The organism is Streptomyces broussonetiae (genome assembly GCF_009796285.1).
Classification (GTDB): domain Bacteria; phylum Actinomycetota; class Actinomycetes; order Streptomycetales; family Streptomycetaceae; genus Streptomyces; species Streptomyces broussonetiae.
Genome location: NZ_CP047020.1, coordinates 6,801,931 through 6,817,205, shown reverse-complemented (window position 1 = coordinate 6,817,205; position 15,275 = coordinate 6,801,931). Strand labels below are relative to the sequence as shown.

Sequence of the window (15,275 nt, the reverse complement as noted above, 5' to 3'; positions counted from 1 at the left end):
AGGCTCAGGGGAGTTCCGGGCCGCTGACGGGGCCCGGAGATGTCCGGGCCGCAGGGAACCGGCGTACGAGGACGCCCTCTACGACGCCTCCTCGGGCTCGGCCGCCCGCGGCCGGCGTATGCGCGCGAGCGGCCCGGAGACGCCCGGACCCCGGCCGCGGTGCCCGTGCACACGGGGGTCGTCCGTCACGGCGTACCGCTTCACATAGGCGCCCAGGAAGGCCTGGAGGGTGGCCACCGCCGGGATGGCGATCAGCGCGCCGACGGCACCGAGCAGCGCGGTGCCCGCGATGACCGAGCCGAAGGCGACCGCCGGGTGGATGTCGACCGACTTGGCGGTGAGCTTGGGCTGGAGCATGTAGTTCTCGAACTGCTGGTAGATCACGACGAAGACCAGCACCCACACCGCGTACCAGGGGGCGACGGTGAACGCGATCAGCATCGGCAACGCGCCCGCGAGATACGTCCCAATGGTCGGTATGAACTGCGAGACGAGCCCCACCCAGACGCCGAGCACGGGCGCGTAGGGCACGCCCAGGGCCTGGAGCAGGATGTAGTGCGCGATCCCGGAGATGAGCGCCATCAAGCCGCGCGAGTAGAGATAGCCGCCCGTCTTGTCGACGGCGATCTCCCACGCGCGCAGCACCTCGGCCTGACGCGCGGGCGGCAGCACGGAGCACAGTGCGCGGCGCAGCCGGGGACCGTCGGCGGCGAAGTAGAACGAGAACAGGGCCACCGTCAGCAGCTGGAACAGCCCCCCGAGCACCTGCTGGGACACGTCGAGGACACCGGCCGCACTGTTCTGCGCGTATGTGCGCAGCCAGTCGGAGTGGAGCAGGCCCTCCTGGACGTCCACGCGCTTGAGGTCCGCGTGGAAGGAGTCGTTGATCCAGCGGATGAGGGAGTCGAGGTAGCCCGGGAAGCCCTCGACCATCTTGATGATCTGTCCGGCCAGCATGGAGCCGAGCAGGGTGACGAACCCGGCGACGGCGGTCGTGAGTGCCAGGAAGACCAGGAAGGTGGCGAGCCCGCGGCGCATTCCGCGGGCGGCCATGCGGCTCACCGCGGGCTCGATGGCGAGGGCCAGGAAGAACGCGATCAATATGTTGATCAACAGTCCGGTCAGCTGGTGGAAGGCCCAGGTGCCCAGCTGGAACACGGCGATCAGTGCGAGCGCGAGCACCATGGCGCGCGGCAGCCAGCGCGGCATGCGGCCGCCCGGAACGGCGGCGCCGGGGGCCGGGGGCCGCTCGGGCGCTGTCGTACCGGTGGATGCCGTGTGCTGGGTCAGCGGCTCGTTGTCCTCGTCAGTGCGTGCCACGAGCCCCAGTCTCGCCGACGCCACCGACAACCGGCGCCCACCTGCGCTTTCGTGACCGATCAATGCCGTACCGTCACTGCTTTTATGGGCAATTCCGACATATTGAATGGCAGGGCGGCGGACCATACGGGCAACGCGTCAGCGGTGCTCACCCGGCACGTCCATGACCGTGCAGACCACCCGCCACACGTCCTTCGCCGCCCAGCCCGCGTCCAGCGCCTCGTTCACCGTGCGTCCGCCCAGCTCCGCCATGACGTGATCGCGCGCGAAGGTGTCGGCGTACCCCGGACCGAAGTGTTCCGCCATCCGCTGCCAGAAGACCGTCAACCGCATGACTCCAGTATCCCGCCCCTGGGGGTGGGCCCCGGCCGGGAGGGCTTGCCGAGACCGCTTTCCGTCCTACGGTCTGACGCATGGCCGACACCGGAGCTTCCCCACTCCCCTCCACGCCCCAGGCGCGCTCCCCGCTGTTCCGCGCCGAACAGTTCGTCTGGCTCACCGCGCGCGTGCTGGAGCAGCGCCTCTTGGCGTACCACTTCCTGCACGGCACTCCGGACGCGGTGGAGGCGGCGCTGGACGCCTACCGCAACGAGGACGGCGGGTACGGGCACGCCCTGGAGCCCGATCTGCGCGGACCTGTGAGCCAGCCCCTGCACGCCGCGCACGCGCTGCGCGTCCTCGACGCCATCGGGCGCTGCGGCGGGCAGCGGGTGGAGCGGGTGTGCCGCTATCTCACCTCGGTCTCCACCGCGGACGGCGCCCTGCCGGCGATCCATCCCAGCCAGCGCGGCTATCCGGCGGCCCCGTCCGTGCCGGTGCTCGACGATCCACCCAGCGAACTGCTGGTCACCGGGCCGGTGGTCGGGCTGCTGCACCGCAACGAGGTGTGGCATGCCTGGCTGTTCCGGGCCACCGACTTCTGCTGGCAGGCCGTGGAGTCCCTGGAGAAGTCCCATCCCCACGAGGTGCAGGCCGCCGTGGCCTTCCTGGACTCCGTTCCCGACCGTCCGCGCGCGGAGGCCGCCGCCGACCGGCTGGGCCGCATGGTGCGCGAGCAGCGACTCGCGGCACTGGACCCGGACCGGCTCACCGCCTACCCGGTCGCGCCCGGCTACGCTCCGGCCGAGCACCACTTCCCGCACGACTTCGCCAGAAGCCCGGACTCGCTCGCGCGCGCGTGGTTCACGGACGACGAGATGGCCCGTTCCCTGGACCACCTGGCGTCCGAGCAGCAGGACGACGGAGGCTGGCCGATCCGCCGGCGCTCATGGTCCCCGGCGCCCGCCCTGGAAGCCCGCCCCATGGTGACGATCGCGGCCCTGCGCACCCTGAGGTCGTACGGCCGCTTCGTGGGCTGAGCCGGGACCCGCCCGGAGCACTCGGCACCTCACCGGGCCGTAGCGTCGCCGACGGCGCAGGCCACCGGCCCTCCGGCCCTCCGCACTGCCGAGCCCGGCACGTGCGTCGGCCGCGTCCGTCCCGCACCACAGCCTCACCGCCTCGGCTGCCGCGACGGCCACCGGGATCGACGCACACAACATCGACTCGACGCACACAACACGGACACCACGGCGCCGGCTCGGTGGCGCCCGCGGGCTCCAGCAGTCCGACCGCGGACGTACCGGGCCCGTGGCGGCTCCATACCGGGCGTCTCCCCGACCGCCGGTGTCGCCGCCACCCCGCCGACCGGCCCGCCGCCGACCGGCCGCCACCGGTCGGCCCGCCGCCGGTCGGCCCGGCCAGCCCGACCAGCCCGGCAGACGGCATTTGCGCAGGTCAGCGTGATTGTCAGTGGTCGGGTGCAGGATGGACGCATGGTCAGCTCCGCACACCGAGCCCTCGACGGCTTCTCACCCGCGACCCGCGGCTGGTTCACGGGGGCGTTCTCCGCGCCCACCGCGGCCCAGGCGGGGGCGTGGCAGGCCATCGGCGCGGGCTCGGACGTGCTGGTGGTGGCCCCGACCGGATCGGGCAAGACGCTGGCCGCGTTCCTCGCCGCTCTGGACCAGCTGGCCTCGACCCCGCCCCCGGCGGACCCGAAGAAGCGCTGCCGGGTGCTGTACGTGTCACCGCTCAAGGCCCTCGCGGTCGACGTCGAGCGCAATCTGCGCAGCCCGCTGACCGGCATCCGCCAGGAGTCCGTTCGACTGGGCCTGCCCGAGCCCGAGGTCACCGTGGGCATCCGCTCGGGCGACACCCCCGCCGCCGAGCGCCGTGCGCTGTCCACGCGCCCGCCGGACATCCTGATCACCACGCCCGAGTCGCTGTTCCTGATGCTGACCTCGGCCACGCGCGACGCCCTGACCGGCGTGGAGACGGTGATCCTCGATGAGGTGCACGCGGTCGCGGGCACCAAGCGCGGCGCTCATCTCGCGCTCTCCCTGGAGCGGCTGGACGAGTTGCTTCCGCGGCCGGCCCGCAGGATCGGCCTGTCGGCGACGGTCCGTCCGGTGGACGAGGTCGCCCGGTATCTCTCGCCGCGCCGCAAGGTGGAGATCGTCCAGCCCAAGTCCGGCAAGGAGTTCGACCTGTCCGTGGTCGTCCCGGTGCAGGACATGGGCGAGCTGGGCGGCTCTCCGGCGGCGGACGCGGCCGAGGGCGGGGAGCGGCCGTCGATCTGGCCGCATGTGGAGGAGCGGATCGCCGATCTGGTCCAGGCCCACCGCTCGACGATCGTCTTCGCCAACTCGCGGCGCCTCGCGGAGCGCCTGTGCAACCGGCTGAACGAGATCGCGTACGAGCGTGCGACCGGCGAGACCCTGGAGGAGCACCACGCCCCCGCCCAGCTGATGGGCGGCTCCGGCGCAGCCCAGGGCGCGCCCCCGGTGATCGCCCGCGCGCACCACGGCTCGGTCTCCAAGGAGCAGCGCGCCCTGGTCGAGGAGGATCTGAAGGCCGGACGCCTGCCCGCGGTGGTCGCCACCTCCAGCCTGGAACTCGGCATCGACATGGGCGCCGTGGATCTCGTCGTCCAGGTCGAGTCCCCGCCCTCGGTCGCATCAGGCCTCCAGCGCGTCGGCCGCGCGGGCCACCAGGTGGGCGCCGTCTCCACCGGTGTCGTCTTCCCCAAGTACCGCGGCGACCTCGTCCAGGCGGCCGTGGTCACCGAGCGGATGCGCTCGGGCTCGATCGAGTCCCTGCGGGTGCCGGCGAACCCGCTGGACGTGCTGGCCCAGCAGCTGGTCGCGATGACGGCGCTGGACACCTGGCAGTTCGACGACCTGCTCGCCACGGTCCGCCGCTCGGCGCCCTTCGCCTCCCTGCCCGAATCGGCGTTCACGGCGACCTTGGACATGCTCGCGGGCCGCTATCCGTCGGACGCGTTCGCGGAGCTGCGCCCACGCGTGGTGTGGGACCGCGTGACCGGCGAGATCACCGGCCGCCCGGGCGCGCAGCGCCTCGCCGTCACCTCCGGCGGCACGATCCCGGACCGGGGCCTGTTCGGGGTCTTCCTCGCCGGTTCCGACCCCAAGAAGGGCGGCGGCCGGGTCGGCGAGCTGGACGAGGAGATGGTGTACGAGTCCCGGGTGGGCGACGTCTTCACCCTGGGCACCAGTTCCTGGCGCATCGAGGACATCACCCGCGACCGCGTCCTGGTCTCGCCCGCGCCCGGTGTGCCCGGCCGCCTCCCTTTCTGGAAGGGCGACCAACTGGGCCGTCCGCTCGAACTGGGCCGAGCGGTGGGCGCGTTCCTGCGCGAGGTCGGCTCGCTGCCCAAGGACAACGCCCGGCTGCGCCTGCTGGCGGCGGGCCTGGACGCGTGGGCGGCGGACAACGTGCTGTCGTACCTGGACGAGCAGCGTGAGGCATGCGGCCATGTTCCGGACGACCGCACGATCGTCGTGGAGCGCTTCCGCGACGAGCTGGGCGACTGGCGGGTGGTCGTCCACTCCCCCTTCGGCGCCCAGGTGCACGCCCCCTGGGCGCTGGCGCTCGGCGCCCGGCTGTCCGAGCGGTACGGCATGGACGCGCAGGTCATGCATGCCGACGACGGCATCGTGCTGCGCCTGCCCGACGCCGACCTGATGGGCCTGGACCTGCTCGACCAGGAACCCATGAAGGCGGGCACCTCTTTCAGCACGGCGGTCGACGGCGAGCAGGCGCCCGTGGGCGCGGCGGACGTCGCCTTCGACAAGGGCGAGGTCGACCAGGTCGTCACCGACCAGGTCGGCGGCTCGGCCCTGTTCGCTTCGCGGTTCCGTGAGTGCGCCGCCCGCGCGCTGCTGCTGCCGCGCCGCAACCCCGGAAAGCGCACCCCGCTGTGGCAGCAGCGCCAGCGCGCGGCCCAACTGCTCCAGGTGGCGAGCGAGTTCGGCTCGTTCCCGATCGTGCTGGAGGCGGTGCGCGAATGCCTGCAGGACGTCTTCGACGTCCCCGGGCTCGTCGAGCTGATGGGCGACATCGAGGCCCGCAAGGTGCGCCTGGTCGAGGTCACCACCCCGGAGCCCTCCCCGTTCGCCCGCTCCCTGCTGTTCGGGTACGTCGCCCAGTTCCTGTACGAGGGCGACTCCCCGCTCGCCGAACGCCGCGCCGCCGCGCTGTCCCTGGACTCCCGGCTGCTGGCCGAGCTGCTGGGCCAGGCGGAGCTGCGCGAGCTGCTCGACGCCGAGGTGCTGACCGAGCTGGAGCGCGAGCTGCAGTGGCTCACCGAGGACCGCCGGGTCAAGGACGTGGAGGGCGTGGCCGACGTGCTGCGGCTGCTCGGCCCGCTGACCGATGCCGAGCTGGTCGCGCGGGGTGCGGATCCGCACTGGGTGCGGGAGCTGGCCGGGGCACGCAGGGCCATCAAGGTCCGCATCGCCGGCGCCGACCACTGGGCGGCGATCGAGGATGCGGGCCGCCTGCGTGACGCGCTCGGCACGGCGCTGCCGGTTGGCGTGCCCGAGGCCTTCACCGAGCCGGTCAAGGACCCGCTCGGCGATCTGCTCGCCCGCTACGCCCGTACGCACGGCCCGTTCACGTCGGCGACGGCGGCGGCCCGTTTCGGCCTGGGCGTCGCGGTCACCGAAGGCGCTCTGCACCGGCTCGCGGCGGGCGGCCGAGTCGTCCAGGGCGAGTTCCATCCGGCGGGCATCGGCCAGGAGTGGTGCGACGCGGGCGTACTGCGCCGCTTGCGCCGTCGCTCCCTGGCGGTGCTGCGGCACGAGCTGGAGCCCGTCCCACCCGCGGCTCTCGCCCAGTTCCTGCCGCAGTGGCAGCACATCGGCAAGGGCCACGGACTGCGCGGCATCGACGGACTGGTGCGCGCCGTAGAGCAGTTGCAGGGTGCCTCCGTGCCTGCCTCGGCGCTGGAGAAGCTGGTCCTTCCCTCCCGTGTGGCGAACTACACGCCCGCGATGCTGGACGAACTGACCGCCGCCGGTGAGGTGGTGTGGGCCGGCGCGGGCGCCCTGCCCGGCAAGGACGGCTGGGTCTCCCTCTACCTGGCGGACGCGGCCCCGCTGCTCCTCCCGCCACCGCACCCGCTGGAGCTGACCGCGCTGCACCAGTCCGTGCTGGACGCGCTCTCCGGTGGCTACGGCCTGTTCTTCCGCCAGATCGCCGACCAGGTACGGGCCACCACCCACCCCGACGTCACCGACCCGCACCTGGCCGACGCACTCTGGGACCTGGCCTGGTCGGGCCGGCTCACCAACGACACCCTCGCCCCGATGCGTTCGCTCCTCGGGTCCGGCCGCACGGCAGGTTCCACGGCCCACCGCGCCAAGCGGGCCGTCCCGCGCGGGCGTTACGGCTCCCTGACGGCCGCCGCCCGCCCCGCGTCCCGCTCGGGCCCGCCGACCGTCGCCGGCCGCTGGTCGCTGCTGCCCACGGTCGAGCCGGACGCCACGGTGCGCGCCCACGCACTGGCCCGCACCCTTCTGGACCGGCACGGCGTGGTCACGCGCGGGGCCGTGGCGGCGGAAGGCGTCGAGGGCGGCTTCTCGGCGGTGTACCGGGTGCTGTCCGCCTTCGAGGAGAGCGGTCAGGCGCGGCGCGGTTACGTGGTCGAGGGCCTGGGCGCGGCCCAGTTCGCCATGGACGGCGCCGTGGACCGCCTCCGTGCGGTGTCCAACGCCCGCGACCGGAGCGAGGGCCTGCCCTCCGCGGCCCACCAGAACGACCCCCTCCACAACGGCTTTCCAGCTTTCCCGAACGGCTTCGGCGGCGACAACGGGCCGCACGGCCACGCCCTCCCCGGTGCCTCCGAGGTCTCGGACGGCGGGTTCGCCCACCCCGGCCTCGACGACGACTTCACCTGGCCCCCGGCGGACCTGCCGCCCGCCCCCGGTGACCACGTCTCCCCCCGCGACCTCGCCGACCCCTTCGCCTCCCCCGGCTTCGGCGGCCCCCGAGGAGGAGACGCCACCACTTCCGGCTCCCGGGCGCGCCAGGGCCGCGGCAGCGGTCGTACCGGCGCGGCGGCTCCCGACCCGCGTGCCGTCGTCCTCGCCGCGGCCGACCCCGCCAACGCCTACGGCGCGGCCCTGTCCTGGCCGGAGTCGCCCACCGGGGCCGGGCACAAACCGGGCCGCAAGGCGGGCTCGCTGGTCGTCCTCGTGGAGGGTGAACTGACGCTGTACATGGAGCGCGGCGGCAAGACTCTGCTGGCCTGGCCCACCACACCGGGCGCCCCCGCTCCGGAGGACCCCCGCCTCCGTACGGCCGCCGAGGCCCTGGCCGCGGCGGCTCGCGCGGGCTCCCTCGGCACGGTCACGGTCGAGCGGATCAACGGCACCCAGGCCCTGACCTCCCCGGTGGGCACGCTGCTGGAAGGAGCGGGTTTCGTGGCGACACCGCGCGGCCTGCGCCTGAGACCCTGACGCCGGCTGTGCTCCCGCCCCACCCCGCCGTGGCACCCTGGACGCATGCCCGAAGGTGACACGGTCTGGCAGGCCGCGCGGCGGCTGCACGAGGCCCTCGCGGGCAAGGCGCTGACCGTCAGCGACTTCCGGGTGCCGAAGTACGCGACGGTCGACCTCACCGGTCGTACGGTGCTCGGTACGATCCCGCGTGGCAAGCATCTGCTGACCCGGTTCGAGGGCGGCCTGACCCTCCACACCCATCTGCGGATGGAAGGGGCGTGGAAGGTGTACGGCGCGGACGAGCGCTGGCGGGGCGGACCGGCGCACCAGATCCGGGCGGTCCTGGGCACCGTCGACCGCACGGCTGTGGGCTACCGCCTCCAGGTCCTGGAGCTGCTGCGCACGCTCGATGAGGAGCGGGTCGTGGGCCACCTCGGCCCCGACCTGCTCGGTCCGGACTGGGACCCCGAGCGTGCGCTGGCCAATCTCCTCGCCGATCCCGCCCGCCCGCTCGGCGAGGCCCTGCTCGACCAGCGCAATCTGGCCGGTATCGGCAACATCTACAAGAGCGAGCTGTGCTTCCTGCTCGGCGTGACCCCGTGGCTGCCCGTCGGTGCCCTGCCCGCGGACCGTGCCGAGAAGCTGCCGGCGCTCGCCAAGAAGCTGCTGGAGGCGAACCGCGACCGGCCGGTCCGCCAGACCACGGGCCTGCACCGGCACGACCTGTTCGTCTATGGCCGCGCGCCACGCCCCTGCCTGCGCTGCCACACCTCCGTCCGCATGGCCGACCAGGGCGACGGCTCCCAGGACCGTCCCACCTACTGGTGCCCCGCCTGCCAAAGGGGCCCCGTGCCGGCCTCCGGCGCGCCTCACCGCCGGCGAGACCACCGTCCCCGCCGTCCCGCCTGACGCCACACCCGCACTCCGCCGGCACCCGCCCAGGCGCCCGAGCCGACCGATGCGATCCCGCACCACGGGGCCCTGTCCATCCCCGGGACCAATCGCCACCCTACTAATTGACGACCCGTCAGAAACGCTCGTACGGTCACTGCATGCCCCTCATGGCGTACGACCTCACCGGACGCACCGCATTCGTCACCGGAGCCGCCGGCGGTATCGGCCGGGCCTCCGCCGTCCTGCTCGCGCAGGCGGGCGCGACGGTGCACTGTGCCGACCGGGACGCGGACGGTCTGCACGGCACGGCCGCCCTGATCAAGGACCACGGGGGTACGGCCGTCGCGCACGTCCTGGACGTCACCGACCGGGCGCGGCTTGCCGAGGCCGTCCGCTCCTGCGCGCGCCTGGACGTGATGGCGGCGATCGCCGGGATCATGCACAGCAGCCCCGTGCTGGAGACCCGCGACGAGGATCTCGACCGGGTGCTGAGCGTCAACTTCAAGGGAGTGCTGTACGCCTGCCAGGAGGCGGCGCGCCTGATGCTCGCCCAGGACACCCGGGGCAGCATCGTCACCATGGCGTCCGGCGCGGTCGACACGGGCGGACCCGGGCTGCTGTGCTACGGCGCGGCGAAGGCCGCAGTGGTCCAGCTGACCAAGACCCTGGCCACCGAGGTCGGCCGGCACGGCATACGGGTCAACGCGATCGCACCGGGCTGGATCCGTACCCCCATGACCGAGCGCCACGACCGCGAGGCTCAGGCGCACACCGAGGGCGTGATGGCGCGGATGGCACCTCTCGGCCGGGTCGGCGAGCCGGACGATGTCGCCCACGCGGTGCTGTATCTGGCGTCGGACGCGTCGGTGTTCACGACGGGTCAGATACTTCGCCCGAACGGGGGCGTGGCGATGCCCTGGTGACCTCGCCGGCCCGCCAGGCCGCGCCCCAGCGTCCCCTCGGCAGCGCCCCGGCCGCCCGCCCCTTGGGCACACAGTGCACCGGCAGCACGCTCAGTCCCCATCCACCGGCCACGACGGCCCCTTCCAGCACACCGGAGCCCTGACCCAGAGCGAGGCGCAGCACGGCCCACCACCACACGGCTGTGAGCCCCAGCCCGAGCGCCCAGCGCACTATTCGCGCCACCATGGCCGCCACCACCTCCTGCGGGACGCTAGACCCCCGCCTGCCCGACGCGGAAGGCGCGCTGAGGGCTCACCGGTGCAGCGCCCCGCACGACACGCCCGGCACACGGCGACCACGCAGCACACGGCACCGACCCCGGCCGAACCGCTTACGCGTTCTCCGCCTGGAACATCCAGTGATGCTTCTCCAGATCCGCGGTGATCCCGATGAAGATGTCCTGGGACACCGGATCCGGCTCTCCCGTCGCGTCCACCCACTCACGCATCCGGGTGATCACCGCGCCGAGCGCGTCCACCATCACCCTGACCGCGTCCCCGTCCTTGATCCAACCCGCCGGTGTGGCGCCGATGCCGCTGCTCGAGGCCACCGTGCCGGCGCGCCCGTCGGGCGGGACGCCCAGCGCGGAAGCGCGCTCGGCCACCGTGTCGGAGTGGGTGCGCGCGGAGGCGACGACCTCGTCGAGCTGGAGGTGGATGGAGCGGAATCGGGGACCGACGATGTTCCAGTGGATCTGCTTGGCAACCAGCGACAGGTCCACCAGGTCGACCAGGGCGCCCTGCAGCGCCTCGGACACGATCTTGAGATCCGCGTCGGCCAACGGGCTCTTCACGACGTACATCCGTTTTCCTCCGGTACTTCGACGCCGTCACGTCCCTCCACCATGACCGCGCCACACAGACCCGGCAAACGGACGCATACCCGGCAGGGTTCCCGACGGGAACGGCAGAAGCCCCGGGACGGCGCCCCAGGTCTTCCTGGAGCGGCCGACCGGGGCTTCACTCGTATCGGATCATCAGGCCGCGCGCGCGAACCTCACGCGGCGACCACGTCCACAGCCTCCGCGGGTGCCTTGATGGTCACCCGTTCCGGTGGCACACCGGTCACCGACACCGAACCCAGCATCGGCCGGACCGGCGTGGGCACAGGCCCGGAAGCCGCAGCGGACTGGGCCAGCTCGGCGAGCGCCAGCTCGTCGCTCACTTCTCGCATGAGTTCCGACATCCGTACGTCCAGCGCGTCGCAGATGGCGGCGAGCAGCTCGGAGGAAGCCTCCTTCTGCCCCCGCTCCACCTCGGAGAGATAGCCGAGTGAGACTCGGGCGGACGAGGAGACTTCGCGCAGAGTACGGCCCTGGCGTTGGCGCTGCCGACGCAGCACGTCACCCAGCAGGCGACGGAGCAGAATCATCGGTGGCTCCCTCCTCGGACCGCGTAGCCGCATCCTTCTCGCCCCACCGTACCGCCTCGCGCCGCGGCCGTGCGGGGAGCGATGTCGTGTTCACTCAGGGCTGCAAACATCAAAACCCCCCGTTCTGTTCCGTATCCTGTGCCCGCTCATTCCCGGTCTGTTCGCCCGCAAGCTGCTCCAGGAGACTTGCGAGTACGCTCCGTACACTCTCCATACGGATTTCCGCACGGCTGCCGTTCAACCGCAGAGCCTTCACTTTTCCGCCACCGGCGGAAGCAGAGCGGTCGGTGAACGGCCCGTCGACGGCCACGAACACCGTCCCGACAGGCTTGCCGTCCTGCGGGTCGGGACCGGCGACCCCGGTGGTCGCTATGCCCCAGTCGGCACCCAGAGCCTTGCGTACTCCGGCCGCCATCTGGGCCGCGACCTGCGGATCCACCGCTCCCTGTCGCGCCAGCAGCGCTGCGTCGACGCCCAGCAGCTCGTGCTTGAGTTCCGTGGCGTAGGCGGTCACCGAGCCTCGGAACACCTTGGACGCTCCGGGGACTTCCGTGATCTCCGCCGCCACCAGACCACCGGTGAGCGACTCGGCGACGGCGAGCGTCTCGCCCCTCACACTCAGTAGTCGCACCAGTTCGGTGGCCGTGGAACTCACGCTTCCTCATCCTCCAACGCCGCCGCGCGCTCGGCGATTCCCCGGCGGCGCAGCACAATGGCCTGTCTTACGTAGTCGAGGCCGGTGACGACGGTGAGGACGACCGCCACAGCCATCACCCAGAACCGCAGAGTGGCCAGCCACCCCGTCAGTGCCAGGACATACATCCCGACGGCCACGCCCTGGGTGAGCGTCTTGAGCTTTCCGCCCCGGCTCGCGGGGATCACACCGTAGCGAATGACCAGAAAGCGCAGCAGCGTGATACCGATTTCCCGGCCGAGGATCACCGCCGTGACCCACCACGGCAGATCGCCCAGCGCCGACAGACAGATGAGCGCCGCCCCCATGATCGCCTTGTCGGCGATGGGGTCGGCGATCTTCCCGAAGTCGGTGACCAGGTTGTAGGTACGCGCCAGGTGCCCGTCGAACAGGTCGGTGATCATGGCGATGGCGAAGGCCGCCCAGGCCAGCGAGCGCCAGGCCGGGTCGTAGCCGCCGTTCGTCAGCATCAGCGCCACGAAGCCGGGCACCAGGACCAGCCGCAGCATCGTCAGCAGATTGGCGACGTTCCAGACGCTGGCCTGGTTGACGGCCGCGGCAGTGATCTTCCCGCCGCGCGGGGGCTTGCCACCACTGCCGTTGCCCGCGTCTGGAGCGGAACCGGAGACCTCGGACCGGGCGCCGTCGGAAGCGGCGGCGGAACCACGCGCGCCGTGCGCGCCGGAGGAGCCGCCCGCTGCGGACGCCGGGACTCCGGTCATCTGCCCGCCTCCTCGCTACACGCGGGCGAGCCGCCCAGCGGCTCGGCCACCAGGTCGACACCCTCCGTACCGACCACCTTCGCCTCGACCATACGTCCGACGCTCAGGCCTTCGCCGCTCGTGAGCAGCACCTGGCCGTCGGTCTCCGGAGCCTGGTGCGCGGCGCGGCCGTACACGCCCTCTTCCTCGTCGACGGACTCGACCAGGACGTGCACGGTCTGCCCGACGCGCTCCTCGGCACGCTGCGAGACGAGTTCCTCGGCCAGCCGGGACACCCGTGCCAAGCGCTCGGCCACGACGTCCTCGTCCAGCTTGTTCTCGTACGACGCCGCCTCCGTGCCCTCCTCGTCGGAGTAGCCGAAGACACCGATGGCGTCCAGGCGCGCGCCGGTCAGGAAGCGCTCCAGCTCGGCCAGGTCGGCCTCGCTCTCACCGGGGAAGCCGACGATGAAGTTGGAGCGCACACCGGCCTCGGGCGCCTTGGAGCGGATCGTGTCGAGCAGCTCCAGGAAGCGGTCGGTGTCGCCGAAGCGGCGCATGGCGCGCAGCACGTCGGGCGCGGAGTGCTGGAAGGACAGGTCGAAGTACGGGACGACCTTCGGGGTGGCGGTCAGCACGTCGATCAGGCCGGGACGCATCTCGGCGGGCTGGAGGTAGCTCACCCGCACCCGCTCGATGCCGTCGACCTCGGCCAGCTCCGGCAGCAGGGACTCCAGCAGGCGGATGTCGCCCAGGTCCTTGCCGTAGGAGGTGTTGTTCTCGGAGACCAGCATGATCTCCTTCACGCCCTGTTCGGCCAGCCAGCGCGTCTCGTTCAGCACATCGCTCGGACGGCGTGAGATGAAAGAGCCGCGGAAGGAGGGGATGGCGCAGAAGGAGCAGCGGCGGTCGCAGCCGGAGGCGAGCTTGACCGAGGCGACCGGGGCTCCGTCCAGGCGTCGGCGCAGCGGCGCGCGCGGGCCGGAGGCGGGCGCGACACCCTCCGGGAGGTCGGCCGGGCCATGGCCTGGCAGTGCGACGGCGGCGGCCGATTCCTGCCGCTCGGCCGGGCTGATCGGCAGCAGCTTGCGGCGGTCGCGCGGGGTGTGGGAGGCGTGGATGCCGCCGGACAGGATGGTCTGCAGGCGGTCGGAGATGTCCGCGTAGTCGTCGAAGCCGAGTACGCCGTCGGCCTCGGGCAGCGCCTCGGCCAGCTCCTTGCCGTACCGCTCGGCCATGCAGCCCACCGCCACCACGGCCTGGGTTCTTCCGTGGTCCTTGAGATCGTTGGCCTCGAGGAGGGCGTCGACCGAGTCCTTCTTGGCGGCCTCGACGAAGCCACAGGTGTTGACCACGGCGACATCGGCGTCGGCGGCGTCCTCGACGAGCTGCCAGCCGTCCGCCTCCAAACGGCCTGCGAGCTCTTCGGAGTCCACCTCGTTACGAGCGCAGCCGAGAGTGACGAGTGCGACGGTACGGCGTTCAGGCATGGGCTCAAGACTACTTTGTCTCACTGACAGCCCACGTCGACGGGGTTGGCCGATCTTGGCCGACCCCGTCACACATGCGCTCCCCGAGGGGCCGGTCAGCCCGCCACCGGGTCGCCCTTCGTGTAGGTGAGGCGCTCCACCTGACCCTGCTGGAAGTTGTCGTCGATCTTCTTGCCGTTGACGTACAGCTCGATCGCGCCGGCGTCACCGAGGATCAGGTTGATCTTGGAGCTGTCCTGGAAGGTCTTGGACTCGCCCTTCTTCAGCAGCCCGTCGTACAGCATCCGGCCGTTGTGGTCCTTGGCCGAGATCCAGCTGCGCCCGTTCGGGGCACTGACCTGGACGGTCACCTTGTCCTGGGGAGCCGCGGCGATGGCGCTGTCGGAGGGCGCGGTGCTGGGCGAGGCGGGCTTGGCCTTCGTCGGCGAGGGCGAGGCGGACTTGGTGGTCGAGGTCGCGCCCTCGGCGACCTGCGCCTTGGAGTCGTTTCCGCCGTGGCCGCTCTTGAGCGCGGTGAATCCGACGAAACCGATCACGACGACGATCGCGGCGACCATGGCCGCGGTCCAGTTCGGCCCGCGCCGCTCGGGGCGGATCCGCTCCGCCTCGAAGAGCGGCGCCGCCGGGGTGGGCGCGGGACGACCGCCGTGCTCGGCGTCGTACTGGGCGATCAGGGGCGCGGGGTCGACGTGGACGGCCCTGGCCAGCGTACGGATGTGCCCGCGCGCGTACACGTCACCGCCGCAGGGGTCGAAATCGTCCGCCTCGATGGCGTGCACGATGGCGATACGGACACGAGTGGCACTGCTGACGTCGTCCACGGTGAGCCCGGCCGCGATCCGCGCCTGCTGCAGCGCGCGGCCCACGGAGACACGGGCTTCCTGGGACTCGTCTGAGAACGGACGCTCGTCTTCAGGGGAGTTGCCGATGGACACGGGGGCGCCTTTCGAGCGTATAGCCACCTGTGCTGGAAGCTCAGTCTAGGGGGGGTACGAAAGGGTGGGGCAACCGGGCGGCGGGACTTTGTACACCATAGGAATGGCCGGACATTCCTATA

Annotated in this window: 12 protein-coding genes; 4 read left to right on the top strand and 8 right to left on the bottom strand. The window is 72.1% G+C overall.

The window, feature by feature from the left end; genetic code table 11:
* Positions 1-78 precede the first annotated feature (78 nt).
* Positions 79-1,320 carry an AI-2E family transporter gene (locus GQF42_RS31465; protein ID WP_199272865.1) on the bottom strand — a complete coding sequence of 414 codons (1,242 nt, stop codon included), beginning with the start codon at positions 1,318-1,320 and terminating at the stop codon, positions 79-81.
* Positions 1,321-1,458: 138 nt separating this feature from the next.
* Positions 1,459-1,653: a DUF3046 domain-containing protein gene (locus GQF42_RS31460; protein WP_158925498.1), complete on the bottom strand. Its 195-nt coding sequence runs from the start codon at positions 1,651-1,653 to the stop codon at positions 1,459-1,461.
* Positions 1,654-1,733: 80 nt separating this feature from the next.
* On the opposite strand from GQF42_RS31460, the gene GQF42_RS31455 reads away from it, so the two are divergent.
* From GQF42_RS31455 to GQF42_RS31440, 4 genes are all read left to right on the top strand, one after another.
* Positions 1,734-2,678: a hypothetical protein gene (locus GQF42_RS31455; RefSeq protein WP_158925496.1), complete on the top strand. Its 945-nt coding sequence runs from the start codon at positions 1,734-1,736 to the stop codon at positions 2,676-2,678.
* 456 nt (positions 2,679-3,134) lie between these two features.
* Complete coding sequence (locus GQF42_RS31450; protein WP_158925494.1) at positions 3,135-8,123, top strand: ATP-dependent helicase; 4,989 nt, start codon at positions 3,135-3,137, stop codon at positions 8,121-8,123.
* Between the two features lie 45 nt (positions 8,124-8,168).
* Complete coding sequence (locus GQF42_RS31445; RefSeq protein ID WP_158925492.1) at positions 8,169-9,014, top strand: DNA-formamidopyrimidine glycosylase family protein; 846 nt, start codon at positions 8,169-8,171, stop codon at positions 9,012-9,014.
* Positions 9,015-9,157: 143 nt separating this feature from the next.
* Positions 9,158-9,922 (top strand): SDR family NAD(P)-dependent oxidoreductase, encoded by a 765-nt coding sequence (locus GQF42_RS31440; protein WP_158925490.1) that lies wholly within the window; start codon positions 9,158-9,160, stop codon positions 9,920-9,922.
* Positions 9,923-10,293: 371 nt separating this feature from the next.
* On the opposite strand, the gene GQF42_RS31430 is transcribed toward GQF42_RS31440, so the two are convergent.
* From GQF42_RS31430 to GQF42_RS31405, 6 genes are all read right to left on the bottom strand, one after another.
* Positions 10,294-10,764 carry a Dps family protein gene (locus GQF42_RS31430; RefSeq protein ID WP_158925486.1) on the bottom strand — a complete coding sequence of 157 codons (471 nt, stop codon included), beginning with the start codon at positions 10,762-10,764 and terminating at the stop codon, positions 10,294-10,296.
* Positions 10,765-10,958: 194 nt separating this feature from the next.
* On the bottom strand, positions 10,959-11,333 hold the full coding sequence (locus GQF42_RS31425; protein WP_158925484.1) for a helix-turn-helix domain-containing protein: 375 nt from the start codon (positions 11,331-11,333) through the stop codon (positions 10,959-10,961).
* A 109-nt stretch (positions 11,334-11,442) separates the two neighbouring features.
* Positions 11,443-11,988: a CinA family protein gene (locus GQF42_RS31420; protein ID WP_158925482.1), complete on the bottom strand. Its 546-nt coding sequence runs from the start codon at positions 11,986-11,988 to the stop codon at positions 11,443-11,445.
* Positions 11,985-12,749 carry a CDP-diacylglycerol--glycerol-3-phosphate 3-phosphatidyltransferase gene (gene pgsA, locus GQF42_RS31415; RefSeq protein ID WP_158925480.1) on the bottom strand — a complete coding sequence of 255 codons (765 nt, stop codon included), beginning with the start codon at positions 12,747-12,749 and terminating at the stop codon, positions 11,985-11,987. Before pgsA ends, GQF42_RS31420 begins: the two co-directional genes overlap by 4 nt.
* Positions 12,746-14,218, bottom strand: a complete 1,473-nt coding sequence (rimO, locus tag GQF42_RS31410) for a 30S ribosomal protein S12 methylthiotransferase RimO (protein WP_158925478.1) — start codon at positions 14,216-14,218, stop codon at positions 12,746-12,748. Before rimO ends, pgsA begins: the two co-directional genes overlap by 4 nt.
* A 95-nt stretch (positions 14,219-14,313) precedes the next feature.
* Positions 14,314-15,153, bottom strand: a complete 840-nt coding sequence (locus tag GQF42_RS31405; RefSeq protein ID WP_158925476.1) for a helix-turn-helix domain-containing protein — start codon at positions 15,151-15,153, stop codon at positions 14,314-14,316.
* Positions 15,154-15,275: the final 122 nt, after the last annotated feature.